Raw genomic sequence first — 24,629 nt, forward strand, 5'->3', positions numbered from 1 at the left:
TGGTGAGGAGTGTGGCGTCACTCACGTCCCCACCCCCGGCGTGCCCGGGCCCGGGCGGCCGGCTCGACCAGAGTCACGGAAGAGGGCTGGTCAAGGCGAGTACGCCCGGCACTTCCCCGCTCCGGGAGCGGGGGGTACGCCCAGGCCATACCCACGTAGGCCGAGCACACAAACCTGACAGGAACCGATGTCTGCCGATCCGCTCCCTCCGCCGTCGCCGCACCCCGCGTCCGACCGTACGACCGTCCGCACAGCGGCCGTGATCCCGGCCGCCGGCCGTGGTGTGCGCCTCGGGCCGGGCGCCCCCAAGGCGCTCCGCGTACTGGGCGGCACGCCCATGCTCGTCCACGCGATCCGCGCGATGGCCGATTCCCGTGCCGTCTCCCTGGTCGTCGTCGTGGCCCCGCCCGACGGAGCCGCCGAGGTGAAGACGCTGCTCGACGCGCACGCGCTGCCCGACCGCACCGACTTCCTCGTGGTCCCCGGCGGCGAGAGCCGCCAGGAGTCCGTGAAACTCGGCCTGGACGCGCTGCCGCCCGGCTACGACATCGTCCTCGTGCACGACGCGGCCCGTCCGCTCGTCCCGGTGGACACCGTCGACGCCGTCGTCGAGGCCGTACGCGACGGAGCGCCCGCCGTCGTCCCCGTGCTGCCGCTCGCCGACACCGTCAAGCAGGTCGAGCCCGCCACCGTCCCCGGCGAGCCGGAACCCGTCGTCGCCACCCCCGACCGGTCCCTGCTGCGCGCGGTGCAGACCCCGCAGGGCTTCGACCGGGACACCCTGGTGCGCGCCCACGCGACGGTGACCGACGACGTCACCGACGACGCGAGCATGATCGAGCAGCTCGGTCTCACCGTCGTCACCGTTCCCGGGCACGAGGAGGCCTTCAAGGTCACCCGCCCCCTCGACCTGGTCCTCGCCGAGGCGGTCCTGGCCCGCAGGAGGCTCAACGATGGCTTCTGACGCGATGGCTCCGCAGGCGCCGGCCGCTGAGCCCTACCCTCTGCCCCGGGTCGGCATCGGCACCGACATCCACGCCTTCGAGGACGGCCGCGACCTCTGGTGCGCCGGACTGAAGTGGGAGGGCGAGGGGCCGGGCCTCGCCGGTCACTCCGACGCGGACGTCGTCGCCCACGCCGCCTGCAACGCCCTCTTCTCCGCCGCCGGCCTCGGCGACCTGGGACAGCACTTCGGCACCGGCCGCCCCGAGTGGTCCGGCGCGTCGGGCGTCACACTGCTGACGGAGGCCGCGCGCATCGTCCGGGACGCGGGCTTCCGCATCGGCAACGTCGCCGTACAGGTCGTCGGCCCCCGCCCGAAGATCGGCAGACGCAGGGACGAGGCCCAGAAGATCCTGACGGAGGCGGCGGGCGCCCCCGTCTCGGTCTCGGGTGCCACCACGGACGGTCTGGGCTTCCCGGGCAGGGGCGAGGGACTGATGGCGGTGGCGACGGCGTTGGTCGTGAAATAGGGGCGGCTGCCCCGGCGAGCCCCACCGGGCCGCGCGAGACATACGACGTCCACACCGCCGGAGGCACACCGCACACCGCCGCGCCTACTACCCTGGTGTCGTGACTATTCGCCTGTACGACACCAGCGCCCGGCAGATCCGTGACTTCTCCCCGCTCCAGCCGGGTTGCGTCTCGATCTACCTGTGTGGTGCCACCGTGCAGGCGGCACCACACATCGGGCACATCCGCTCGGGCCTGAACTTCGACATCATGCGCCGCTGGTTCGAGTACCGCGGCATGGACGTGACGTTCGTCCGGAACGTCACCGACATCGACGACAAGATCATCGCCAAATCCGCCGAACAGGGCCGCCCCTGGTGGTCCATCGGCTACGAGAACGAGCGCGCCTTCACCGACGGCTACCGGGCCCTCGGCTGCCTGCCCCCGACCTACGAGCCCCGCGCCACCGGCCACATCACCGAGATGGTCGAGATGATGCGCGGCCTCATCGAGCGCGGGCACGCCTACGAGGCCGAGGGCAACGTGTACTTCGCCGTCACCTCGTTCCCCGAGTACCTGGCGCTGTCCAACCAGGAGCTCGACAACCTGCTCCAGCCCTCCGGCGAGGGCGAGACCGGCAAGCGGGACCCGCGGGACTTCGCGATGTGGAAGGCGGCCAAGCCCGGCGAGCCGAGCTGGGAGACACCGTGGGGCCTCGGGCGCCCCGGCTGGCACCTGGAGTGCTCCGCCATGGCGCACAAGTACCTCGGCAGCGCCTTCGACATCCATGGCGGCGGCCTCGACCTGATCTTCCCGCACCACGAGAACGAGATCGCCCAGGCCAAGGCCTACGGCGACGAGTTCGCCCGGTACTGGGTGCACAACGCCTGGGTCACCATGAGCGGCGAGAAGATGTCCAAGTCGCTCGGCAACTCGGTGCTGGTCAGCGAGATGGTCAAGCGCTGGCGGCCCATCGTGCTGCGCTACTACCTGGGCACCCCGCACTACCGGTCGATGATCGAGTACAGCGAGGAGGCCCTGCGCGAGGCCGAGTCCGCGTTCGCGCGGATCGAGGGCTTCGTGCAGCGCGTGACGGAGCTGGCCGGGGGCGTGGTCGAACCCGCGGGCGAGGTGCCGCCCGCGTTCGCCGAGGCGATGGACGACGACCTGGGCGTCCCGCAGGCGCTCGCCGTCGTGCACACCACCGTCCGGCAGGGCAACAGCGCGCTGGCCGCCGACGACAAGGAGGAGGCCGTCGCCCGGCTCGCGGAGGTCCGCGCCATGCTCGGGGTGCTCGGACTCGACCCGCTGGACCCGCAGTGGGCCGACGAGAGCGACCGCGGCCAGGACCTCCACGGCGTGGTCGACACCCTGGTCCGTATGGTCCTCGACCAGCGTGAGGCCGCCCGGGCGCGCAAGGACTGGCCCACCGCGGACGCGATCCGTGACCAGCTCGGCCAGTCCGGGCTGGTCATCGAGGACAGCCCGCAGGGGCCCCGCTGGAGCCTCGGCCCGCGCTGAGGGCCGGACCCGGTCGGCCCCGGCCTTGTGAAGATCGACTGTGCCGTCCGGGCCTCCGGGCGGCACACTTCATAGGCACACCGCACAGACGTACGCACAAGAGCAGTAGCAGTACGACCTACGACTCACGATTCACGACCCACGATTCACGACTTACAGTCCACGACTCACATTCCACGACTCACGACCTTTACGGAGACGGATCCTCATGGCCGCGAACAACCGCCGCATGTCCGGCAAGAAGGGCGCGCAGGTCGGCAGTGGCGGCCAGCGGCGCCGGGGCCTGGAAGGCAAGGGGCCGACGCCGCCCGCCGAGATGCGCAAGGGGCACGTCAAGCAGCGCGCCGCCCAGGCGAAGGCCCGCCGCGCGCAGGGTGGCCGCCCGCAGCCGCGGCGCGGCGGGGGACGCTCGACCTCGGAGCTCGTCGTCGGCCGCAACCCGGTCGTCGAGGCGCTGCGCGAGGGCGTGCCCGCGTCCACGCTGTATGTCCAGCAGTTCATCGACAACGACGAGCGGGTGCGCGAGGCGCTCCAGCTCGCGGCCGAGCGCGGCGGCATCAACCTCATGGAGGCGCCGCGTCCCGAGCTCGACCGCATGACCAACGGGCTGAACCACCAGGGTCTGGTCCTCCAGGTCCCGCCGTACGAGTACGCGCACCCCGAGGACCTGGTCGCGGCCGCCCACGACGAGGGACAGGACCCGCTGATCGTCGCCCTCGACGGGGTCACCGACCCGCGCAACCTCGGCGCGGTCGTCCGGTCCGTCTCCGCCTTCGGCGGCCACGGTGTCGTCGTGCCCGAGCGGCGGGCCGCCGGGATGACCGCCGGCGCCTGGAAGACGTCCGCCGGTGCGGCCGCCCGTACACCCGTCGCCCGCGCCACCAATCTGACGCGCGCGCTGGAGGCGTACAAGAAGGCCGGCATCGCGGTCGTCGGCCTGGCCGCCGACGGCGAGGCCGAGATCGGCGAGCTGCCCGCGCTGAACGGCCCGGTCGTCATCGTCGTCGGCAGCGAGGGCAAGGGACTGTCCCGGCTGGTCGGCGAGACGTGCGACCACCGGGTCCGGATCCCCATGCCGGGCGGTGCGGAGTCGCTGAACGCCGGTGTGGCGGCGGGCATCGTGCTGTACGAGGCGGCGCGCCGGCGGGTCTGAACGGGTGTTCGGTAGCGTCACCCACATGGAGGATTCCGGGGGGTCCGGACCTGCTTGACGCGGTCCGGACACACCCGGCGGGTCAAGGCAGTGTCCTCACGCCGTATCACTCGGTTAGATGAGTGTGGACACCAGAACACCCCGCACACCCACGGGGGACCGCTCGTCGGGTATCGACGACGCTCCCGCGCTGAGCATGGTGAAGGTGCCGAGCGATCCGGCGCAGGTCATCGTCAATCACGCCAGCTTCCGCGTGCAGCTGGGCGCCTCGGCGCGGCGCGCCCCCTCGCCGCGGATCGCACGGCACATGAGCGCCGCCCAGACCACCGCCCGCATTCCGGTCGTCACCAGCATGGGCACGGCGGGGCCGGCCGCCGCCCGCCGCCGTCCGGTCGTCTGGAGCGGCCGGTCCGCCCCCGACGACACCGGCGCCCACCGCCTGCTCCAGGCCGTGCGGCAGCACGACGGCATCCGCCACGCCGACGACCTGTTCACCGACTCCGGAGCGACCCGCGTCCTGCCCCACACAGGCCCCGGGTACGACACCGGGTACGACGACGGCCCGGCCACCCAACCCCTCGACCTTCCCTTCGTCGGCGCCCAGCGCGGCCCGGGCGACGGGCCCCTGCTGCCCCCGATGCGCCCCTCGGGGAGCGCCTACGACGAACCCGGCGACGACCACGCCTACGGCAGCCCGGACTACGGCACGCCGGACTACGACGAGCCCGTCCACGACGACGAGTTCCGGAGCACCGGCCGGCGCGGCAGGCGGCACGGCGACGAAACGGCCCGGCACGCCTACTACCCCGGCCGCCGACTGAACCTCGGCGTCGTCCTGCTCCCCCTCCGCGTCTTCCTCGGCGGCATCTCGATCTACGCCGGGATGAGCAAGCTCTGCGACCCGCTCTACTTCGAGGGCGGCAAGCGCGGCTCCATGGTCAAGTGGCTGCACACCCTGCACCCGTGGGAGGTCGCCGAGCCACTGCGCCAGTTCGCCCTCGAGCACCCCATCGGCTCCGGGCTGGCCATCGCCTTCGCCCAGGTCGTCGTCGGTGTCCTGACCGTCCTCGGCTGCTGGCAGCGGGTGGCCGCCGTCGCCGGGGCGGCACTCTCCGCGGCGCTGCTGGTCACGGTCAGCTGGAAGAGCGTGCCCGTCTACGGGACGCCGGACATCATCTACCTCGCCGCCTGGTCGCCGCTGATCATCGCGGGCGCACCCGTCTACTCCGTCGACGGCCGCCTCGCGGGGGCGGCATGGCGCCGGCTCGGCCCCCGCGCGGACATCTGGGACCTGCGCGGCTACGTCCTGCGGCGCGGCGTCCTCATCACCTTCGTGGTGTGCGGGCTGAGCATGCTCGTCGGCTCGCTGCTCGGCGGAGCTGTCCGCGACGCCGACCGGGTGGTCGTCCCCGGGCCCGGCGAGGCCCCGCGCAACGAGCTTCCCGGATCGCCGCTGCCGGAGGAGCCGGACGAACGCCAGGAGGAGAAGCGGGCCCCGTCCGCCTCCACCTCGCCCTCCCAGGACGCCACTTCGGGCTCGGCGAGCCCGTCCGCCGGGACGACCGCCCCCGGGGCCACCCAGGGCGCCGGTGCCGTCACCGGCGCGCCCAGCCAGACCCGGGGCAGCACCGGCCAGGCCCCGCCCCAGCAGTCCTCACCGGCCGGTGAGGCCCCCAGCACCACCTCCGGCCCGACCTCCGGCGGCGGCAGTGCCTCAGGGGGCAGCGGGGGCGGCGCCCCCGACGGGGACGACGACGGCTCCTCGGGGAAGCCGGGCCTGGTGGGCGGCCTCCTCGGGTAGCGCACCTGGGCGCGTACGACAGTCGCCCCGGCAGTGGGGTCCCGCACGTTCGTCCGTGCGGGACCCCGTCGTCGTTCGTGGGTGCTGCCGTGGTCGTCGGTGATTGCTGTGCTGTCGCTGTGCTGTCGCTGTCGTACGCGGGTGAGGGCGTGTCAGCGCCGCAGCGCCGCCAGTTCCTTCGCCGCCTCCGTCAGGTCCTTCGCGGTGTCGATCGCCCGCCAGTAGGAGCCCTGGGGGATGGGGAACCCGGCGAGCCGGCGCTCACGCGCGAGCCGCGGGAACGTGGTGCGTTCGTGGTCGCCGCGCTCCGGCAGCAGATCGGCGAACTCGGCGGAAAAAACATACACCCCCGCGTTGATCTCGGAGGTCGACGGCGGCGCCTCGATGAAGTCGGTGATGTGGCCGAAGCCGTCGGTGCGCACCGCGCCCCATGGGATACGCGGGCGGGCCAGCGCGAGGGTCGCGACGGCGTCCCGCTCGGTGTGGAAGTCGGCCATGTCGCGCAGCGAGAACCGCGTCCAGATGTCGCCGTTGGTGGCGTACCAGGGCTGGTCGGGGTACGGAAGACGGGCGGCGGCGTACTTCAGGCCGCCGCCACGGCCGAGGGGTTCGGTCTCGACGACCGTGGTGACGGAGACGGGCAGCTCGTTGGTCTCCAGCCACTTCTGCAGCACCTCGGCGAGGTGACCGCAGGAGACGACGACGTCGGTGACGCCTTCCTCGGCGAGCCAGGTGAGCTGATGGCCGATGATCGGGGTTCCCGTGCCGGGGATCTCGACCATCGGCTTGGGCCGGTCGTCGGTGTACGGACGGAGCCGGGAGCCCTGGCCGCCGGCCAGGATGACGGCTTGTACGGGGCGGGAGACGGCACGCGGGTCGGTCATGCCCGCACTTTACGCGGCGCTCGGCGTTCGGCCGCGGGCAGTCGCCGGTGCGCTTGTCGGTGCGCGGCGGGGTGCGCGGTGCGGGGGGTGTTCGTGTTGCCCGGCGATTACGGGGTGCCGCCGCGCCCACCCTCCCCCATCGGCCTGCGGCACGACCGCCCGCGGGGGGCGGGGTGTGGCTGCCCGGGGTGTGGTGCGGCCGTGCCGCGGTGGGCGGGGTGGGGCTGCGGTGCGGTGCGGTCGTGCCGTGGTGGGGCGGTACGACCGCCGCGGTCGGAGCGGTACGGGTGGGTGCGGTGCGGCTGTCCGCGGCGGGCGGGTCAGGTGTTGGCGTTGACGACTCCTGACGCGAAGGAGGTGTCGCAGACCGGGCGGGCGTAGGACTGGGCCTTCGTCGGGCCGTAGACGCGGACCGCGGCCTTGCCCAGGGAGCGGGCGATCGAGGCGCAGTGCTCCGCCAGGGACGGGCGGTCGTTGACCGCCTCCTGGAGATGGGTGAGCGCCACTCCCGGGTTCTCCTTCTGCAGTTCGACCAGCAGCTGGTCGCGCAGCACCTCGTGCGGCGCACGAGCGCCCGCCCGCGACGCGGCGCCGGAGGCGGCGGTGTCCGTGGCGGTGAGCACCGGGCTCGAGGGGGCGCCCGACCAGTTGACCCGCGCGACGGCGAGGGTCCCGGAGAGCACCAGGACGACGGGCAGGACGAGGGCGAGGGAACGGCCGATCCGACGGGCGGGGCCCCGGCCGCGTCGCGTCTGAGGGTTAGTGGAGTGCTTCACGCGTGTGAGGGTAGCGTCCGGTAGCCGTGAGGAAACATTCCGTCACCGTTACGGGGGACGGGGAACCGCCGATTCCGCACGGCGCGTTGACGCACACGGCTCGAAATGACCGTTCTGCGGGGTATTTGTCGACAACGTGAGGGGCCCCGCGGCGCGCCGCGGGGCCCCTCACACGTGACTGTCGCCGACCTCAGTCGGACAGGCGCGCACCGGTCGACGTCGAGAACACGTGGGTCTCACCCGCGCGCGGCACGACGTGGAGCTCGCTGCCCTTCTCCGGGACCTCACGGCCGCCGACGCGGACCACGATGTCCTTGGCCTCGCCGCCGACCCGCGCGGTGCCGTACACGAACGCGTCGGAGCCCAGCTCCTCGACGACGTTGACGGTGACCGCGACACCCTGGCCGGAGCCGGGGGCGGCCACGTCGAAGTGTTCGGGGCGGACGCCCACGGTGACGGTCTTGTCGGTGGCCGAGGCCAGCGCGTCACGCTGCACCGGCACCACCGAGTTGCCGAACTTCACACCGCCGTCGGCGATCGGGACCTCGATCAGGTTCATCGCCGGGGACCCGATGAAGCCGGCGACGAAGAGGTTCGCGGGCCTGTCGTACATGTTGCGCGGGGTGTCGACCTGCTGGAGCAGACCGTCCTTGAGGACCGCGACACGGTCGCCCATGGTCAGGGCCTCGACCTGGTCGTGGGTGACGTAGACGGTGGTGATGCCCAGACGGCGCTGGAGCGACGCGATCTGCGTACGGGTGGACACACGGAGCTTGGCGTCCAGGTTGGACAGCGGCTCGTCCATGAGGAACACCTGCGGCTCACGCACGATGGCGCGACCCATGGCGACACGCTGGCGCTGACCACCGGAGAGCGCCTTCGGCTTGCGGTCCAGGTACTCGGTGAGGTCGAGGATCTTCGCGGCCTCTTCGACCTTCTTCCGGATCTCCGCCTTGTTGACGCCGGCGATCTTGAGCGCGAAGCCCATGTTGTCGGCGACCGACATGTGCGGGTAGAGCGCGTAGTTCTGGAACACCATGGCGATGTCCCGGTCCTTCGGCGGCAGGTGGGTGACGTCGCGGTCGCCGATGCGGATGGCGCCGCCGTTGACGTCCTCGAGCCCCGCGAGCATGCGGAGCGAGGTGGACTTGCCGCAGCCGGACGGGCCGACGAGGACGAGGAACTCGCCGTCCGCGATCTCGATGTCCAGGGCGTCGACGGCGGGCTTGGTGGAACCGGGGTAGATCCGGGTCGCCTTGTCGAACGTGACAGTGGCCATGGTGAATGGTCCCCTTCTACCGGCAGGAACGTGCCGGACGATCCGAGTAGGAAGGTGATGCCACGACGGGTGTTCCGTGGTGGTGTGGTCCACATGAGTGAACTGGCACAGGACGGTACCTGGCGTTCACCTGGTCTGTCAGTAGTTCCAGGACTGTGAATTTCGCGAAAACTTTCGACCCACGGGGTGACCGGGTCGGGACGAGTGGCAGAGCAATGCACTTTTGACCTCGCCCAGAGCTTCCTGCTTCATCACCCACCGCCGACCACACACAGCCCCGCTGAGCTGCGCACACCCGGTCTGACACGGGCTCCACAGGCATGACGGCCGACGGCCCATCGGTCCGTACCGCACCAGCCGCTCCTACGCGGCCGGAGAACACGCCTCCAGCTCCGACGCCCTGATGACCGTCGGCGCCATCCTCCCCGGCGGCAACCCGGCCGCCACCAGCCAGTACAACCGCATCCCCTCGCCCCGGATGTTCACGGCGGCATTCACATCCCGGTCATGCACCACACCGCACTCGGCACACACCCAGCTCCGGACCGAGAGATCCATACTCGGCCCTTTGGTGTGACAGGCCGAACACCGCCGAGTCGACGGAAAGAACCGGTCCACGATCACCAACGTCCGCCCGTACCACTCACACTTGTACCGCAACAGACGCACCAACTCGCCCCAACCGGCATCCAGAATCGCCTCGTTCAGCTTCGCCTTCCGCCGCCTCCCCTCACCCCGCGCCGCACGCAGCAGGGTCACGACGGACAGATCTTCCACCACGAGCACTTGGTTCTCGCGCACGAGGCGGGTGGTGAGCTTGTCCAACATGTCCCTGCGTACGTCACCGATGAGCGCGTAGAGCCGCGCGATCCGCTGCCTGACCTTGCCCCGGTTCCGCGACCCCCGCACCTTTCTGTGCAGCTCACGCTGCAACCCCGCCAGCTTCACCGCATACCGACGCAACAACCGCGGATGATCGACCTTCGTCCCGTCGTCCAAGGTGACCAGCGAAGCCAACCCCAGATCCAGCCCCACAGCCTTCGGCTCCCGCGTCCCCGGCACGAACACCGCAGGCAGCGCAGCCATCCGCTCCTCCACCAGCGTGGATACGAAATACCGACCGGCCCGATCCCGGGTCACCGTCAGACGCACCGGCACCGTCCCGGCAGGCAACGCCCGCGACCAACGGACATCCAACGGCTTCGACTGCTTCGCCAACTTGATCAACCCGGTACCGGGCCGCTCCGCATCCTCCACCCACCGGAAACCCGTCCGCACATACACCGCCGCATCACGCGACCGACCCTTCTTCTTGCGCTTCGGATACCGCCCCTGCCCCCTGAAGAACCTCTGATACGCCTGATCCAGATGTCGCAGAGACTGCTGGAGCACAGTCGACGACACCTCACCCAGCCACGCCGTCTCCTCGACTTGCTTCCAGCCCGTCAACGCCCGGCACGTCTCCGGGAACCCCACCTTCACCCGATGCCGCTCCCAGGCGCCCGACCGCAGCGCAAGCCCCTCGTTGTAGACCCACCGACACGCCCCGAACGTCCGCCCCAACTGCTCCGCCTGCTCCTCCGTCGGATAGAAGCGGAAGCGGTACAAGCGAAGGTGCGTGCCCTGCTCCTTGCTGTGGGACCGCATAGGGGCCGTCTTGCGTGCGTGCTGCGCTCCACGTTCGTGGATGCCGAGGACCTCACGCTTGATGAGCTCGGCCTTCTCGTCCTTCATGCTTTCGGCTGGGACTCGTCCGCCGACCCCGTCATGATCCCTCCCTGACGATCCGGCCTTCGGAACAGCACGTCAGACCGATCAACGAACGGGTGCACGGGTGGTTACGGTCGGATTCCATGGCCGGCGGCACGGAGAACTTCGTGGCTGAGTGGAAGGCGCTCTGTGTAGAGTGGAGCAGCCTTTCGCGTACGGCGTTGTAGTGCGCGATGCCTCCTTAGCTCAGCCCGGTCCAGAGCGGATCACTTGTAATGATCAGGTCGTCGGTTCGAATCCGACAGGGGGCTCAGTGAGACCCCAGGTCAGTCCTGACCTGGGGTTTCTCTATGCTCTACGGCCGCGCAGCCGACGCGCGATCTCCAGGTCCGTCTCGTCCGGGGGGCGGCCCTCCTCGGTCTCCCACAGGCACTTCTGCAGCAGCCGGCCGTACGTCCACGCCCGGGCGCGGGCGCGGTCCAGGGCGAGGACGTCGGTCATGGCGTCGAAGCGCCAGACGATGTCGTCGGGGTCGAAGTTGTTGGCGAGGGCGGGCCAGAGGTCGAAGCCGGGGTCGCCGGCCAGTGGTTTGGGGTCGATGGCGAGCCAGGGGGCGCGGTCGGCGGCGAGGACGTTCTCGTCGTGCAGGTCCCAGTGGAGGAGGCGGTCGCCGGGGTCGTCGGCGACTTCGCGTACGGCGGCGGCGCAGTCGGCGACGAGGCGGCGGGCCTCCGGCTCCGGGATGCGGTCCAGCGCCCGCGGGGTCCGCTCCAGCACGGCGGCGGTCATGTCGCCCAGGCGGCGCATGCCCTCGGGCGCCGTGGTGGTGTGGAGGTGGGCGAGGAGGCGGGCGATCACCAGGACGCCCTCGTGGACGTCCGGCTGGTGGGCGAGCATCCGGGAGGCGTCGAGGCGTTCCAGGAGCATGGTGCCGGTGGGTTCGTCGTGGTCGAGCAGGCGGACCGCTCCGTCGCCGTTCCACAGGCGCAGGGCGACCGGCTCGCCCTCGCTCTCGTGGTCGCGGATCTGGAGCTTCAGCACCGCCGGTGTGCCGTCCGCGCGGTCGACGGGGAGGACCAGGGCGCCGACTCCGTGCATGGGCTCCCCGGCCAGGCGCAGGTCCCAGCGGTCGAGGAAGGCGGCGGTGAGGTCCGGGAGGGCGGCGACGAAGGCCCGGCCGGCTTCCTTGTTGTACTTCTCCTGGGTGGCGGCGAGTTCGGCGGGGATGTCGATCACGTGGCGTACGGTAGCCCGCCCGGCGGGTCTCGTCCCGCCCGTCCGGTCCGCCGTCCGGCTTCACGGGGATTGTCAGTGGTGGGGTGCAGCATGGGGGCATGGCGAGGAGAGCGGCGGACGGTGCGGGGGTGAAGGGGGCGCGGCGCCCGGAGGTGCGGCTGCCCGCGCTGGAGCGGTACGAGGGGGGTGGGCTGGAGCCGGACGGGGACTACGACGGGCTGGAGTTCCCGGAGGCGGACTTCGCCGGGCAGGACGGTGGTGGGGCGCGCTTCATGGACTGCGCGCTGAGGGGGTGCGCGCTGGACGGGACGCGGCTGTCCCGGGCGCGGGTGCTGGATTCGGTGCTGGCCGGTGTCCGGGGGGTGGGCACGGATCTCGCCGAGGCGACGTTGCGGGATGTCGAGCTGACCGACGCGCGGCTCGGGGGGACGCAGGCGCACGGGGCGGTGCTGGAGCGGGTGCTGGTGCGCGGCGGCAAGATCGATTTTCTGAACCTGCGCGGGGCCCGGCTCAAGGACGTGGCCTTCGAGGGCTGTGTGCTGGTCGAGCCGGACTTCGGCGGGGCGCGGCTGGAGCGGGTGGAGTTCGTGGACTGCGCGGTGAAGGGTGTGGATCTCTCGGGTGCGACGCTCAGGGATGTGGACCTGCGCGGGGCCGCTTCGCTGGAGATCGCACGGGGGGTGGACCGGCTGTCGGGGGCGGTGATCAGCACGGCCCAGCTGCTGGATCTGGCGCCGGTGCTGGCGGGGGAGCTGGGGATCAGGGTGGAGGGGTGAGCGGCCGGGGTCACGGCAGACGGGGGTAGCGGGCCTGGAGGGTCCAGATGGCCGGGTTCTCGGCGAGGTCGTCGTGGAGGTCGGTCAGGTCGGCGAGGAGGTCGTGGAGGAAGTCGCGGGCCTCGCGGCGCAGTTCGGCGTGGGAGAAGGTCAGCGGGGGTTCGGCCGCCGGAAGCCACTCCGCCTCGATGTCCACCCAGCCGAAGCGGCGTTCGAAGAGCAGGCGGTCGGTGGACTCGGTGAAGTCGAGTTCCGCGTGCTGGGGCCGGGAGGCGCGGGAGCCGGCCGGGTCGCGGTCGACGTGCTCGACGATGTCGCACAGCGCCCAGGCGAAGTCCAGCACCGGCACCCATCCCCAGGCTGTGGACAGCTCGCGGTCCGACTCGGTGTCGGCGAGGTAGATGTCGCCGCAGAACAGGTCGTGGCGCAGGGCGTGGACGTCCGCGCGGCGGTAGTCGGTCTGCGGTGGGTCGGGGAAGCGGTGGGAGAGGGCGTAGCCGATGTCGAGCACGTGGGTGATGGTGTCACGGCGCGGCACACCGGCCCTCGGGGGATCCGGGTGTGTGCTGTGGCTGCCCTCATAGGATCGCCCAGTGCGCTTCCCCCGCCTCCGCTCCGGCTTCCGCGCTGTCGCCGCCGTTCTGCTCGCGGTGGCGTCGGCGGCGTGCGGAAGCGGTTCGGGGACCGGTGCGGACGGGTCCGGTGGGCCGGGCGCGGGTGATCCGTTCTTCCCGCGGTCCGGCAACGAGGGCTACGACGTCGTCCACTATGCGCTGGGCCTCTCCTACGAGCCGCGCGGCCGCCGTCTCGCCGGTACCGCGACGATCACGGCGCGTGCGACGCGGGATCTCACCGCGTTCAACCTCGACCTGGTGGGTCTTGATGTCGAGGCCGTCACCGTGGGCGGTGTGCGGGCCCGGTGGAGCCGCGACGGTCAGGAGCTGACCGTCCGACCGCGCGGGAGGCTGGACCGGGAGGCGCGTTTCCGTGTCGTCGTCCGCTATTCCGGCTCCCCGGAGACCGTCACGGACCCGGACGGCTCCGAGGAGGGCTGGTTGCGCACCGCCGACGGGGCGCTGGCTCTGGGGCAGCCGGTGGGGTCGATGGCGTGGTTCCCGGGCAACCACCACCCGTCCGACAAGGCGACGTACAGCCTCGCGGTGACCGTGCCGAAAGGGCTGCGGGCGGTGTCCAACGGGGAGCCGGCCGGTGAGGAGACGAAGGGGAGCCGCACGACATGCCGGTGGCGGGTCGGCGAGCCGATGGCGAGCTATCTGGCCACCGTGGCCATCGGCAGGTACGAGGTGGGGCGTTCGAAGACGCCCGACGGGCTGCCCGTGTACACGGCCGTCGATCCGGGGCAGGCGGCGGCGAGCCGTGCGGTCCTCGCGCGGATTCCGGAGGTCGTGGGGTGGGCGGAGCGGACCTTCGGGCCGTACCCCTTCTCTTCCGCGGGCGCGATCGTCGACCGTCCCGAGGACGTCGGATACGCCCTGGAGACACAGAACCGCCCCGTCTTCCCCGGCGCTCCCGACATCGGGCTGCTGGTCCATGAGGTCGCCCACCAGTGGTACGGCAACTCCGTGACTCCGCGGACCTGGCGGGACATGTGGCTCAACGAGGGCTTCGCGACGTACGCGCAGTGGCTGTGGGAGGAGGACCACGGCGGCCGCACCGCGCAGCAGACCTTCGACGCGCTTTATGCCGGTGGGTACTTCCCGGACGCGGCGACCAACAGGGCGCTGTGGGCCTTTCCGCCGGCCGATCCGCCGGACGCGGCGCGTGTCTCCGCGACTCCCGTGTACTGGCGCGGCGCGATGGTCCTGCACAAGGTCCGGCAGGCGGTCGGCGACGACGCCTTCGGTGCCCTGCTGCGGAGCTGGGCGGAGGAGCACCGTCATGGCAACGCGGACACCGGCGAGTTCACGGCGTATGTGGAGGAGTCGGCGCCGGACAGGGATTTCGGCGGGATCTGGGAGGAGTGGCTGTACGGGGAGGGGCGGCCGGAGCGGCCCTGACGGGGGCGGTTTGACGAGGACAGCCTGACGGGGGCGGCCCTTCCCGCAGGCCGGAGCCCCGGCCCGGAAGGGGTCCGGGCCGGGGCTCCGCCGTGGAAGCGGTGTCCGTCAGACGCTCACGCCGAAGTCCTGGGCGATGCCCACGAGGCCCGAGGCGTAGCCCTGGCCGACGGCGCGGAACTTCCACTCCGCGCCGTTGCGGTACAGCTCGCCGAAGACCATGGCGGTCTCGGTGGCGGCGTCCTCCGACAGGTCGTAGCGGGCGATCTCGGCGCCGCCGGCCTGGTTGATGATGCGGATGTACGCGTTGCGCACCTGGCCGAAGTTCTGCGAGCGGTTCTCGGCGTCGTAGATCGACACCGGGAAGACGATCTTGTCGATGTCGGCCGGGAGGCCGGCCAGGTTGACGTTGATCGCCTCGTCGTCGCCCGCGCCCTCACCGGTGCGGTTGTCACCCGTGTGGACGATGGTGTTGTCGGGGGTCTGCTTGTTGTTGAAGAAGACGAAGTGGCCGTCCGAGTAGACCCTGCCCTGCGTGTTGACCGCGATCGCCGAGGCGTCGAGGTCGAAGTCCGTGCCGGTGGTGGTGCGGACGTCCCAGCCGAGGCCCACGGTGACGGCGGTCAGGCCCGGAGCCTCCTTGGTGAGCGAGACGTTGCCACCCTTGGACAGGCTTACAGCCATTGTTGGGAGTCCCTTCCCTCGTTTACGTACGCCTAGAAGCTACAGCTACCACCTTGAACGCGGAGAGGGGTACGTGAGGTTCCAGGTCGCTTTACTTTCTTTACCGGGATCGCGGACGGCGGATATTGGGGTGACGTGACCACGTCGGAGGAGGGAACCTGTACGGCATGTCCGGTCCGTATGTCATCCGTGGCTCCGTCTCCCTGCCCGAGGCGGAGCTCATGTGGCGTTTCTCGCGCTCGTCGGGGCCTGGTGGGCAGCATGTGAACACCAGTGATTCCCAGGTCGAACTGCGTTTTGATCTGGCCGGTACGGAGGCGCTGCCCGAGGTGTGGAAGCAGCGGGCGCTGCAGCGGCTGGAAGGGCGGCTGACGGGCGGTGTGATCAGCGTTCGCGCTTCGGAGCACCGCTCGCAGTGGCGGAACCGGGAGACCGCGGCGGTGCGCCTCGCGGCGCTGCTCGCGGAGGCGACCGCGCCGCCGCCGAAGCCGCGCCGGGCGACGCGCGTTCCGCGCGGGATCAATGAACGGCGGTTGCGGGAGAAGAAGCAGCGCTCCGAGACCAAGCGGGGGCGCTCCGCGCGGGGGTGGGGGTGATCACGGCCCCTTCGGGGCGTGGTGTGTGCTCCCCGGGGCCCTCGGCCTCCCGGGTGTGGTGTGGCCCCGGGGCCCGGTGGCTTGTTCGCCGCGGGTCCGTCGGGGCTGGGCGCGCAGTTCCCCGCGCCCCTTTGGGGCGCGTCCGTGGCCGGGGCTCTTTGGGGCGCGTGTGTGGCCGGGGCTCTTTCCGACTCGGGGTGGGCGCTGGTAAATGCCGTTGCGTAAAAGGGATTTCGGCTAGGCGCGTAAGACGTTCAGCCCAACTGCCGGTAACGGCCCCGGAAATACGTCAGCGGACCGCCTTCCGCGCTCGGTACCCGGGCGGTCAGGACGCGGCCGATCACCAGGGTGTGGTCCCCGGCCGGCACCCGCTGCTCGGTGCGGCATTCCAGGGTGGCCAGCGCGCCGTTCACCAGCGGGGCCCCGCTGTACTCGCCGCGCAGGTACGGAATGTCCGCGAACAACAGGCGGTCGCTGATCCGGCCCTTCATCGCGAAGCGGCCCGCGATGTGCCGCTGGCTCTCGGAGAGGACGGACACCGCCCACATCGGCTGTTCGTCGAGCAGGTCGTCCATGCGGGAGCCGTTGCGCAGGCTGACCAGCACCAGGGGCGGGTCCAGGGAGACCGACAGGAAGGCGGTCGCGGTCATGCCGACGTCCTCGCCGGCCGGCGCGCCGGGGTCGTCCGGGTCCAGCGGAGGCTCCTGCGCGGTCACCAGGACCACACCGGCCGCCAGACGGGACAGGGCGGCGCGGAACTCGTCGTTGCTCACCCCCTCAGCATGCCGGGCGGAGGGCGCAACGGTGTTCGCGGCCGGGGCGGCGGGAGTGTTCAGCACACCGGAACGCTAGTCTCCGCCCTACGGGCACCGCATCGGACCGTGGCCCGAACCGGGACCTAGGACCACCGCCCGATCCGGGCGCGGTTCCCGCGCAACCCTCGCAAAAAACCCGTTCGGCGAATGCGCGGAAAAACCAGGGAAAGGTCACGCAATTGTTCACGTTTAGCTGTGACTTGAGTCACAAGGGGCGGGAATTGTTGACCCTGTGTACCGAGTGAGCAGCGCGCTGTGATTCAGTGGCGGGGAAGCTGGTACGACGATACGCCGAAGAGAACCCTTGATTCGCTCCGAGGTCTCGGGGGGAGGGCGAGGATGGAGACCGAGTCGGAACCCTACGTTCGCCTGGCGTCGCTGCGGCAACTCCACCAGGCCATGGCCGACATGAACACGGCACGCAGCCTGGCGGACACCCTGCAGACGGTCGCGGACGGCGTCGTGGGCGCCCTCGGATACGGGCTGGCCGCCGTCAATCTCGTACGGCCCGACGGTGACCTCGTGGTCGCCGCCCTGGCCGGGAACACCGCCGCCGAGGCCCTGATCACCGGCCGGGCCGGCTCCCGGGAGTCCTGGGACCGCCGCCTGAGCATGGGCGAGCGCTGGGGTGACCTGGTCTTCATACCGCACACCGAGGGCTGGGTCCTCGACGACGACGACGTCCCGCAGTGGTACACCGACGGGCCCGCGCCCCGCTTCGAGGACGAGTGGCACCCCTCCGACCGGCTCTTCGCCCCGATGTACGCGCCCGGCCCGCAGGGCGGCGGCACCTCCGGGGAACTGGTCGGCGTCCTCTCCGTGGACCGCCCCCGCAACGGCCGGCGACCCGGCGCCTGGGGCCGCGAGGCCCTGCAGATGTACGCCTTCCAGGCCGCCATCGCGATCAGCAACGCGCGCCTGCGGGCCAACATGCAGCGCGCCCTGGTCCGTCTGGAGCGCGACCAGCAGGCGCTGCGGGCCAGCGAGGAGAGCTTCCGGCAGGCCTTCGAGTACGCCCCCTCCGGCATGGCCATCGCCGAGATGGGCGGCGATCAGCACGGCCGCATCCTGCGGACCAACGACGCCCTGTGCCGGCTGCTCGGGCGGCCCGCCTCCGCGATGCGCCGCTACTCCTTCTCCGACCTCGTCCACCCCGAGGACATAGGCACCCTGCTGCGCACCTCCGCCGAGGGCGGCCGGGCCGAGCTGCGCCTGGGCCGCCGGGACGGCACCTTCGTCTGGGTCTCGCTGCGCAACTCGGTCGTCGCCGACGCCGCCGACGGGCCCCGCTTCCTGCTCACCCACGTCGAGGACATCGAGGAGCGCAAACGCCGTGAGCTCCAGCTCGCCCATCGCGCCTCGCACGACTCGCTGACCGGACTGCCGAACTCCGCCGAGCTGCGGGCGCGGCTGTCCTCGCGGCTGTGCCGGCAGCAGCCGCAGAGCGGGCCGCCCGCCGACGTCGAGTCCATGGACCCCTTCGAGTCCTTCGACTCCCACGACGCGGCCTACGGTCCGCCCGCCTTCGACCGCGGGCACGACTTCGACTTCCCGCCGGACGCCGACGGATACGACGGGTTCGACCGCCATGTGCACATGGTCGCGCCCGCCGCCGAGTTCGACGACGGAACCAAGGGGCTCGCGGTGCTCTTCTGCGACCTCGACGGCTTCAAGTCGATCAACGACCGGTTCGGGCACAACGCGGGTGACGCGGTGCTCATCGAGGTCGCCCGGCGGCTGGGCAACGGCGTACGGGACGGCGACACCGTCGCCCGGCTGGGCGGCGACGAGTTCGTGATCCTCGCCGACGGGCTCGGCCGGGCCGACGCCCAGGACCTCGCCGTACGGCTGCGCAACGAGATCATCCAGCCCATCCGGGCCGAGGGACGGGCCGTGCGGGTCGGGGCCAGCTTCGGCATCGGCTGGGCACATTGCGGGATGACCGCGGACGAAGTCCTCAAGTCGGCCGACGAGCGGATGTACGTCGAGAAACGATCTCGTCCCAAACAGCACAGACGTGCGGGATGATGCGCAGGTCAGTGCGTTGACGCGGTCCGGGGTCACCCGATCGGGTCAGGGGAACCGGGTAGGCTCGCCTTCTCCGCACACGTACCACACCCGATCCGCAGCTAGGAGCACCAAGGGATGACGCCCGGCAACAACGGCGCGAGCACGCCCGAGGACGACGACCCGTTCGGCTACCTCTACGCCGACGGGCAGGCCAACGGGGCCCAGCCGCCGTCCGGCGGCTACGGCTACCCGAACTCGGTCAACCGGGTGCGGCCGGTCGGAACCCGGCAGTACGGCCAGCAGCCCGCCGCTCCGCAGGCACCGCAGCAGCAGGGCGCCTACAGCCAGCCGAGCGCTCACTACGCCGCTCCGGAGGCGCAGCCCGGCGGCGCCGTCACGACCCAGTCGCCCCAGCCCTCGCACGGCGGAGGCGGCCGGGGCCGCGGCCCCAACACCAAGGGTCTGCTGATCGGCGCGGTCGCCGTGCTCGCCGCGGTCGTGATCGGCATCAGCATCGCCATGATCGGCGGTGACGACGAGGACAAGGGCGACAACCAGGCGGACGTCGGCCCGACCCAGTCCCAGGACCAGGGCGAGCCGACCCCGTCGCCGAGCGGCGACGACGGGGAGGACGAGAAGGCCGAACTGCCGACCATCGACGCGAAGGCGCTCCGCTTGGAAGGGGGAGCGGCCACGGCCTCCGAGTTCGAGGGCGCGAAGGCCGACGGCGGCATCTACGTCGCGGGCCTCAACAATCCAGGTGCCGCGGTCACATGGACCGTCAACGGCATCCCGGAAGACGGCGCCTACACGGTCTTCGTCCGCTACAGCACAACCGATGATCCTCAGTCGATGACACTCAACGTCAACGGCAAACCCTTCGGTTCCAAGCTGAACATGGACAACTTCGCCAGGGCCAAGGACGGCGACTTCTCCAAGGGCTGGACCCAGACCTACGCGTATCCCACCCTGAGCAAGGGCACCAACACGATCTCGGTCTCCTGCGGCGAGGGCGACAAGTGCAACGTCCTGCTGGACCAGCTGTGGCTCAAGGAGGGCCAGGTCAAGGAGTGAGGCAGGAGTGTCTGCGAGACCGCCGTCGGCATGCGCACAGACGTCAGGCCGCGGTGGCTTTGCCGGTCACCACGACTTTGTCCAGCAACTCCTCGTAGGCCGCGCGGTCGAACTCGCCGGCCACCGGGGACAGGACCGTCGCCGCTGACAGGGCGACCGCGCGGGACAGGCGGGTCGGCCAGGGCTGGTGTTCGACCAGGGCCGACAGCAGGCCCGCGACCGCCGAGTCGCCTGCGCCGGTCGGGTTGCCGTGGAGGCCGGTGGGCGGGGTGGCGCGCCAGCGGGCGTCCGGGGTGAGCGCGAGGAGGCCCTGCGGGCCCAGGGAGGCGACCACCGTGCCGGCGCCCCGGCGGCGGGCGTCCTGGGTGGCCCGGAGCGGCTCGTGGGAGCCGGTGAGCTCCGCCAGTTCGTCCGCGTTGGGCTTGAGGATGTCGGGGCGGCCCGCGACCCCCCGGCGCAGCGCCGAGCCGCTGGTGTCGAGGAGGGTCGGGACCCCGGCCGCGCGGGCGGTGCGGATCAGGCTCGCGTACGCGCCCACCGGGACACCCGGGGGCAGGCTGCCGCACAGGGCCACCGCCGAGGCGGAGGCCAGCAGATCCTCGTACACCTCCTGGAACGCGGACCACTCGGCGTGGCTGACGGCGGGGCCGGGCTCGTTGAGCTGGGTGGTGTCTCCGGAGCGTGCGTCGACGACGGCTATGGTGCGCCGGGTCGTGCCGGAGACGGGGACCAGAGCGTCCGTCAGGCGCGGGACCTCGGTGAGTCTCTCGCGCAGGACGCGTCCCGTCGTGCCGCCGGAGAAGCCGGTGACGGTCACCTCATGGCCGAGGGCGGCGAGGACCCGGGCCACGTTGACGCCCTTGCCGCCGGGGCGCTCCGTCACCTCGGAGACCCGGTGGGAGGACCCCGGCCGCAGGGACGGTATGCGATAGGTGATGTCGAGCGCGGTGTTCAACGTGACCGTGAGGATCACCGGACCGACCTCCCCCTTGCCGCCTGCGCCTTTATCTGTACCGGCGGCACGATCATGCCAAACGGACGGCGGTCGGCCCACCCCCTGGACCGGCCGCCTCCCGCGACCGGCGGACGGATCAGCCCAGTTGGGGATCGACCACCCATTCTCCGCGGCGCATCACGCCCACCAGGTCGAACCCGGCGTCCAGAATCACCAGGTCGGCGTCCTTTCCGGGCTCCAGGGAGCCGATCCGTTCGTCCAGGCCGAGCAGCCGCGCCGGGTTGGCGGAGATCGCCGCGACGACATCCTCGACGGGCAGCCCGTCCACCGTCACCGCCCGCTTGAAGGCGCGGTCCAGGGTGAGCGTGGAGCCGGCGATCGAGCCGCCCTCCACCAGCCGGGCCACCCCCTCCGCGACCTCGACCTCCAGCGTGCCCAGCATGTAACGGCCGTCGCCGAAGCCGGCCGCGTCCATCGCGTCGGTGATGAAGGCGACCCGTTCCCGTCCCGCGTGATGGAAGGCGAGCTGGAGCGCGGCAGGATGCAGATGGGTGCCGTCGTTGATCAGCTCGACGGTGACCCGCTCGTCCTCCAGCAGGGCCGCGATCGGACCCGGGGCGCGGTGGCCCAGCGGGGGCATCGCGTTGAACAGGTGGGTGGCGACGGTCGCGCCAGCGGCGATGGCCTCGACGGTCTGCTCGTAGGTCGCGTCCGTGTGCCCGACGGCCGCGATCACGCCCTGCTCGGCGAGCAGCCGTACGGAGTCCAGGCCGCCCGGCAGTTCGGTGGCCAGCGTCATCATCCTCGCCTGCCCGTGCGCCGCGTCGATCAGCTTGCGCACCTCGGCCGGGTCGGGGTCGCGCAGCAGTTGCTCGTCGTGTGCGCCCTTGCGGCAGGGGGAGATGAACGGCCCCTCGAAGTGGATGCCGGCGATGTCGCCCTGCTGGGCCAGCTCCGCCAGCATCCCGGCGTGCCGGGCGAGGAAGTCCAGGTCGCCGGTGACGGCGGAGGCGACCACCGTCGTGGTGCCGTGCACGCGGTGGGTGCGGACGCCCTGGAGGACGTCCTCGGCGGTGCCGCCGGCGAAGGACGCCCCGCCGCCACCGTGGTTGTGGAGGTCGACGAAACCGGGGACCAGCCAGTGACCGGACACGTCGACCGTCTCGGAATCGGCGGGCGCCGTGTCCGCGATCCGCGTGCCCTCGACGATCACGCGTCCGTCGTCCACGGTCCCGGCGGGCAGGACCACCCGGGCACCGGTGAGAACCTTGGTGGGGGCCATCAGGTGGTTACCTCCGAGGGAGACGAGGGAGACGAACGGCGCGAGGGGGCAGTGGTGGCGTCGGCGATCAGGTCCCAGGCGAGCAGTCCCGCGCCCAGACATCCGGCGGTGTCCCCGAGGGCCGCGGGGACCAGGGACGGGAGCTTCTGGAAGGTGACCCGCCGCCGGACGGCCTCCCGCAGCGGTGTGAACAAGGTTTCCCCCGCCTCGGCGAGCCCGCCACCGATGATCAGCGCCCGGGGGTCCAGCAGGGTGAGCGCGGTGACCAGCCCGTCGGCGAGCGCGTCCACCGCCTCCTGCCACACCTGACGGGCCCGTACGTCCCCGGCCTCGACGGCCTTGGCGCAGTCCGCGGCGTCCGCGCCCGGGTCGCCGCAGGCCGCGGCCCACGCCTCGCTCACCGCCGCGGCGGAGGCGAACCGTTCCAGGCAGCCGCGCTGCCCGCACGGGCAGGGAGTGCCCCCGGGCCGTACGACGATGTGGCCGATCTCCCCGGCGAAGCCGTGCGCGCCCGCCTCGACCCGGCCGTTGATGCCGATGGCGCCGGCGATACCGGTGCCCAGCGGCACGAAGAGGAAGCGGTCGGCGCCCCGGCCGGCTCCGATGCGCCCCTCGGCGAGGCCGCCGGTGCGCACGTCGTGGCCGAGGGCGACGGGGATGCCGCCGAGCCGCTCGGTGAGCAGTGCGCGCAGCGGGACGTCGCGCCAGCCGAGGTTGACCGCGTGGACGGCGATGCCCGCCGTCTCGTCGACGATCCCGGGAACGGCGACACCGGCGGCGGACGGGGACGTGCCGTGCCGGTCGATTCCGTGGGCGCGCAACTCCGCGGCGAAGTCGAGGATCTCCGCGACGACCGCGTCCGGGCCGCGCTCGCGGCCGGTGGGCCGGCGGGCCTGGTGCAGCAGCCCGCCGTCCGCCCCGACCAGGGCGGCCTTCATCCCGGTGCCGCCCACATCGAGGGCGATGACGTGTTTCACGTGGAACAGTGTGGCCCCCGGACCGGTAAGAGGTCTAGTCCACTCGCTTGGTATGGACCTTATTCCGACTGTCGAAAAATTTCGGATGGTGCGGGGGCACCGGGCCCAGGCCGCGGCCATGCCCTGCGCGCGGCGAGCGCGGAGTAGCCTGCGGCACATGGATCAGGGGGACGACGAGGAGCGGTACGAGGCCAGCGGCGGGCTGGCCCGGCGAGAGTGGGACATCCTCGCGCTGGAACGCCGGGGCTTTGCCGGGCCCGGTGTGAAGGAGCGTGCGATCAGGGAAGAGCTGGGGCTGGCGCCGGTGCGCTACTACCAGCTGCTCAACGCCCTGCTGGACGATCCGCGGGCCCTCGCTCATGACCCGGTCACGGTCAACCGCCTGCGGCGGGTGCGGGAGTCGCGTCGCGCGGAGCGGTGAGGAGATGGGGGCGGGCTGTGTTGGTTGCCCCAGAGGTTTCGCCCCCGCCGCCCCTTCCCTTTCCCGTCCCCGGAGGGCTGCGCCCCCCGGACCCCCTGTCGGCCCTTCGGGCCTCGTCCTCAAGCGCCGGACGGGCTGTTGGGAGTTACGGGATTTTCGCCGCCAGGGTCCGCAGCAGCCGTACGACGCCGGACGGGCCGTCGGTCACCACGTCGGCGCGGTCGCGGAGCTCCGTGACCTCGTTGCTGCCGCTGCAGACGAGGAGGCCGGGGGTGCCGGTCGCGCGGAGTTTGTCGACGGCCGAGTAGGCGGCGAGGTCGCCCAGGTCGTCCCCGGCGTAGAGGACCGAACCGGCGCCGATCTCCCGGGCGTACTCCAGCAGGGCGACGCCCTTGTCCATGCCGGGCGGGCGCAGCTCCAGAACCATGCGGCCGGGCTCGACGACCAGGCCGTGCCGGGTGGCGAGGTCGGTGAGCGGCTCGCGCAGGGCCTCGAACGCGGCCTGCGGATCGGCGGCCCGGCGGGTGTGGACGGCGACCGCCCGGCCGCCCTTCTCCTCGATCCATGTGCCCTGCCCCGCCCCGGCCCGGTCGAGCAGCCCCGGCAGCTCCGCGCGGGCGGCGGCGACTCCGGGGGGCGGGGCGGGCGCGGTGACCGTCCCCGTCCCGGCGTCCCACCGCTCGGCGCCGTAGTGGCCGAGAACGACGAGGTGCTCCAGACCGGGGACGCCCGCGAAGCCGCCGTTGCGGACCGCGACACTCGCGGGCCGGCCCGTGACGACCGCGACCGCGGCGACCTTCGGGGCGAGCGCGGCGAGCGCGGGCACCGCGTCGGGGTGTGCGCGGGCCTGCTCGGGATCGGCCACGATCGGCGCGAGCGTTCCGTCGAAGTCGAGCCCGATCAGCGCCGTGCCCGGGTGGGAGAGCAGCGCGTCGAGCCCTTCCCGTCCGGCCTGCGTGGTCGGCGTCGGCGTCGGCGTGGCGTTCGGGTCCGTGGAATCCGTATGGCTGGCCATACTGCCCAACCTATCCACGGTCGGCCCCGTGCACGCCTGCGCGCCGTCCGGCACTCCGCGCGGGAGGTCGTGTCGTGGCGTCCGCGGGGTGTGCGGCCGGTGGGGCGTGGCTGTCCGGACATCGCGCAGGCACGTGCCCGGCCGGTCGGGGCGGCCGGGGCCCGGCTCCTCGGACGTTCGGTTGGTCCGGGAAT

23 protein-coding genes and 1 tRNA gene are annotated in these 24,629 nt (G+C 71.8%); 12 read left to right on the forward strand and 12 right to left on the reverse strand.

The genetic code is table 11. The annotated features are described in order from the left end of the window. The first annotated feature begins 187 nt into the window (after positions 1-187). From ispD to ACIF9R_RS08335, 5 genes are all read left to right on the forward strand, one after another. The gene (gene ispD, locus ACIF9R_RS08315) at positions 188-964 is read left to right on the forward strand and encodes a 2-C-methyl-D-erythritol 4-phosphate cytidylyltransferase (RefSeq protein ID WP_399976015.1); all 777 of its coding nucleotides are present in this window, start codon (positions 188-190) and stop codon (positions 962-964) included. Then, positions 954-1,472 carry a 2-C-methyl-D-erythritol 2,4-cyclodiphosphate synthase gene (gene ispF, locus ACIF9R_RS08320; protein ID WP_399976017.1) on the forward strand — a complete coding sequence of 173 codons (519 nt, stop codon included), beginning with the start codon at positions 954-956 and terminating at the stop codon, positions 1,470-1,472. Before ispD ends, ispF begins: the two co-directional genes overlap by 11 nt. A 100-nt stretch (positions 1,473-1,572) precedes the next feature. Then, the gene (gene cysS, locus ACIF9R_RS08325) at positions 1,573-2,973 is read left to right on the forward strand and encodes a cysteine--tRNA ligase (RefSeq protein WP_399976019.1); all 1,401 of its coding nucleotides are present in this window, start codon (positions 1,573-1,575) and stop codon (positions 2,971-2,973) included. A 208-nt stretch (positions 2,974-3,181) separates the two neighbouring features. After that, positions 3,182-4,126, forward strand: a complete 945-nt coding sequence (gene rlmB / locus ACIF9R_RS08330) for a 23S rRNA (guanosine(2251)-2'-O)-methyltransferase RlmB (RefSeq protein ID WP_399976021.1) — start codon at positions 3,182-3,184, stop codon at positions 4,124-4,126. Positions 4,127-4,244: 118 nt separating this feature from the next. Continuing rightward, positions 4,245-5,927, forward strand: coding sequence for a DoxX family membrane protein (locus tag ACIF9R_RS08335; RefSeq protein ID WP_399976023.1), 1,683 nt, complete (start codon positions 4,245-4,247; stop codon positions 5,925-5,927). 152 nt (positions 5,928-6,079) lie between these two features. Here the strand turns inward: ACIF9R_RS08335 and ACIF9R_RS08340 are convergent, their stop codons facing one another. The 4 genes from ACIF9R_RS08340 to ACIF9R_RS08355 all read right to left on the reverse strand — a co-directional run bounded on the left by ACIF9R_RS08340 (position 6,080) and on the right by ACIF9R_RS08355 (position 10,600). Continuing rightward, positions 6,080-6,811 carry an NDP-sugar synthase gene (locus ACIF9R_RS08340; RefSeq protein ID WP_399976025.1) on the reverse strand — a complete coding sequence of 244 codons (732 nt, stop codon included), beginning with the start codon at positions 6,809-6,811 and terminating at the stop codon, positions 6,080-6,082. A 320-nt stretch (positions 6,812-7,131) separates the two neighbouring features. Further along, complete coding sequence (locus ACIF9R_RS08345) at positions 7,132-7,587, reverse strand: hypothetical protein (RefSeq protein ID WP_399976027.1); 456 nt, start codon at positions 7,585-7,587, stop codon at positions 7,132-7,134. A gap of 190 nt (positions 7,588-7,777) precedes the next feature. Beyond that, positions 7,778-8,866: an ABC transporter ATP-binding protein gene (locus ACIF9R_RS08350; RefSeq protein WP_399976029.1), complete on the reverse strand. Its 1,089-nt coding sequence runs from the start codon at positions 8,864-8,866 to the stop codon at positions 7,778-7,780. A gap of 363 nt (positions 8,867-9,229) precedes the next feature. Continuing rightward, complete coding sequence (locus tag ACIF9R_RS08355) at positions 9,230-10,600, reverse strand: RNA-guided endonuclease InsQ/TnpB family protein (protein WP_399976032.1); 1,371 nt, start codon at positions 10,598-10,600, stop codon at positions 9,230-9,232. 211 nt (positions 10,601-10,811) lie between these two features. Between ACIF9R_RS08355 and ACIF9R_RS08360 the strand changes: the two genes are divergently transcribed. Then, positions 10,812-10,887: transfer RNA gene (locus ACIF9R_RS08360), tRNA-Thr, on the forward strand. A gap of 37 nt (positions 10,888-10,924) precedes the next feature. Here ACIF9R_RS08360 and ACIF9R_RS08365 read toward each other — a convergent pair. Further along, on the reverse strand, positions 10,925-11,812 hold the full coding sequence (locus tag ACIF9R_RS08365; RefSeq protein ID WP_399976035.1) for an aminoglycoside phosphotransferase family protein: 888 nt from the start codon (positions 11,810-11,812) through the stop codon (positions 10,925-10,927). A gap of 98 nt (positions 11,813-11,910) precedes the next feature. On the opposite strand from ACIF9R_RS08365, the gene ACIF9R_RS08370 reads away from it, so the two are divergent. Then, a complete protein-coding gene (locus tag ACIF9R_RS08370) occupies positions 11,911-12,588 on the forward strand; it encodes a pentapeptide repeat-containing protein (RefSeq protein ID WP_399976037.1) in 678 nt (225 codons plus the stop codon). Positions 12,589-12,598: 10 nt separating this feature from the next. Here the strand turns inward: ACIF9R_RS08370 and ACIF9R_RS08375 are convergent, their stop codons facing one another. Then, positions 12,599-13,099 (reverse strand): hypothetical protein, encoded by a 501-nt coding sequence (locus ACIF9R_RS08375; RefSeq protein WP_399976040.1) that lies wholly within the window; start codon positions 13,097-13,099, stop codon positions 12,599-12,601. Positions 13,100-13,181: 82 nt separating this feature from the next. Between ACIF9R_RS08375 and ACIF9R_RS08380 the strand changes: the two genes are divergently transcribed. Further along, on the forward strand, positions 13,182-14,606 hold the full coding sequence (locus ACIF9R_RS08380) for a M1 family metallopeptidase (RefSeq protein WP_399976043.1): 1,425 nt from the start codon (positions 13,182-13,184) through the stop codon (positions 14,604-14,606). 108 nt (positions 14,607-14,714) lie between these two features. On the opposite strand, the gene ACIF9R_RS08385 is transcribed toward ACIF9R_RS08380, so the two are convergent. Continuing rightward, the gene (locus ACIF9R_RS08385; RefSeq protein ID WP_399976046.1) at positions 14,715-15,290 is read right to left on the reverse strand and encodes a TerD family protein; all 576 of its coding nucleotides are present in this window, start codon (positions 15,288-15,290) and stop codon (positions 14,715-14,717) included. A 158-nt stretch (positions 15,291-15,448) separates the two neighbouring features. Between ACIF9R_RS08385 and arfB the strand changes: the two genes are divergently transcribed. Continuing rightward, entirely contained in the window at positions 15,449-15,886 is a 438-nt protein-coding gene (arfB, locus tag ACIF9R_RS08390) for an alternative ribosome rescue aminoacyl-tRNA hydrolase ArfB (RefSeq protein WP_399976638.1), read from the forward strand. Positions 15,887-16,140: 254 nt separating this feature from the next. Here the strand turns inward: arfB and ACIF9R_RS08395 are convergent, their stop codons facing one another. Then, a complete protein-coding gene (locus tag ACIF9R_RS08395) occupies positions 16,141-16,725 on the reverse strand; it encodes a flavin reductase family protein (protein WP_399976048.1) in 585 nt (194 codons plus the stop codon). A 315-nt stretch (positions 16,726-17,040) separates the two neighbouring features. On the opposite strand from ACIF9R_RS08395, the gene cdgB reads away from it, so the two are divergent. Together cdgB and ACIF9R_RS08405 are read left to right on the forward strand one after the other, a co-directional pair. After that, positions 17,041-18,729 carry a diguanylate cyclase CdgB gene (gene cdgB / locus ACIF9R_RS08400; RefSeq protein WP_399976051.1) on the forward strand — a complete coding sequence of 563 codons (1,689 nt, stop codon included), beginning with the start codon at positions 17,041-17,043 and terminating at the stop codon, positions 18,727-18,729. Positions 18,730-18,846: 117 nt separating this feature from the next. Then, positions 18,847-19,785, forward strand: a complete 939-nt coding sequence (locus tag ACIF9R_RS08405) for a carbohydrate-binding protein (protein WP_399976054.1) — start codon at positions 18,847-18,849, stop codon at positions 19,783-19,785. A gap of 43 nt (positions 19,786-19,828) precedes the next feature. Here the strand turns inward: ACIF9R_RS08405 and ACIF9R_RS08410 are convergent, their stop codons facing one another. The 3 genes from ACIF9R_RS08410 to ACIF9R_RS08420 form a co-directional block, all read right to left on the reverse strand. Beyond that, on the reverse strand, positions 19,829-20,758 hold the full coding sequence (locus tag ACIF9R_RS08410; RefSeq protein ID WP_399976056.1) for a 1-phosphofructokinase family hexose kinase: 930 nt from the start codon (positions 20,756-20,758) through the stop codon (positions 19,829-19,831). A 118-nt stretch (positions 20,759-20,876) separates the two neighbouring features. Beyond that, on the reverse strand, positions 20,877-22,022 hold the full coding sequence (gene nagA / locus ACIF9R_RS08415) for an N-acetylglucosamine-6-phosphate deacetylase (RefSeq protein ID WP_399976059.1): 1,146 nt from the start codon (positions 22,020-22,022) through the stop codon (positions 20,877-20,879). Then, positions 22,022-22,999, reverse strand: coding sequence for an ROK family protein (locus ACIF9R_RS08420; protein ID WP_399976062.1), 978 nt, complete (start codon positions 22,997-22,999; stop codon positions 22,022-22,024). The genes nagA and ACIF9R_RS08420 overlap by 1 nt, the downstream gene beginning before the upstream one ends. Before the next feature lie 157 nt (positions 23,000-23,156). Here ACIF9R_RS08420 and ACIF9R_RS08425 point away from each other — a divergent pair, with 157 nt between their 5' ends. Next, positions 23,157-23,420, forward strand: a complete 264-nt coding sequence (locus tag ACIF9R_RS08425; RefSeq protein WP_399976065.1) for a DUF3263 domain-containing protein — start codon at positions 23,157-23,159, stop codon at positions 23,418-23,420. Between the two features lie 145 nt (positions 23,421-23,565). On the opposite strand, the gene otsB is transcribed toward ACIF9R_RS08425, so the two are convergent. After that, complete coding sequence (otsB, locus tag ACIF9R_RS08430; RefSeq protein ID WP_399976068.1) at positions 23,566-24,435, reverse strand: trehalose-phosphatase; 870 nt, start codon at positions 24,433-24,435, stop codon at positions 23,566-23,568. Between the last annotated feature and the right edge of the window lie 194 nt (positions 24,436-24,629).

This window comes from Streptomyces sp. NPDC086080 (genome assembly GCF_044540255.1).
In the GTDB taxonomy this organism is placed as follows: domain Bacteria; phylum Actinomycetota; class Actinomycetes; order Streptomycetales; family Streptomycetaceae; genus Streptomyces.